The sequence below is a fragment of the Pseudobutyrivibrio xylanivorans genome (genome assembly GCF_010906925.1).
Classification (GTDB): Bacteria; Bacillota; Clostridia; order Lachnospirales; family Lachnospiraceae; genus Pseudobutyrivibrio.
The window spans coordinates 1-423 of the sequence record NZ_VTVE01000020.1 but is presented as its reverse complement, the minus strand read 5'-3'; the positions used below and the strand labels follow the sequence as shown (position 1 = coordinate 423).

The 423-nt window shown below is 66.4% G+C and carries 1 protein-coding gene; it reads left to right on the top strand.

Going from position 1 to position 423, the window contains the following annotated elements; genetic code table 11:
- Positions 1 to 50 precede the first annotated feature (50 nt).
- A partial coding sequence (locus F0Q01_RS13715; protein WP_205467995.1) for an Hsp33 family molecular chaperone HslO occupies positions 51 to 423 on the top strand: 373 nt, incomplete at its 3' end.

The window sequence follows — 423 nt, the reverse complement described above, 5'->3', positions numbered from 1 at the left end:
GTCCTGCTCTCCCCCTGCCCCCATTACTGGTGCATCCTTCTTATGCCTGGTTGTCGGCGCATTATCCGGCAACCATCCCTGTTTCCGCGCGATGTGAGCCGATGACCGCCCAATCCGATTCCCTTATCCGTTTCCTGCTCCCCGACGCCGGTGTCCGTGGCGTCCACGTGCGCCTGCAGGCCACCTGGCAGGACATCCAGTCCCACGGCGAGTATCCGGACAGCGCCACCGAACTGCTCGGCGAAGCCTGCGTGGCATCGGCCCTGTTCACCGGCCACACCAAGGTGGACGGCCGCCTGTCGATCCAGCTGCGCAGCAATACCGCCCTGCGTACCCTGTTCGCCGAATGCACCGCCGCCGGCACCCTGCGCGGCATCGTCCAGATTGCCGAGGGCGGTGATGCCCCCCGTGACCTGACCGACC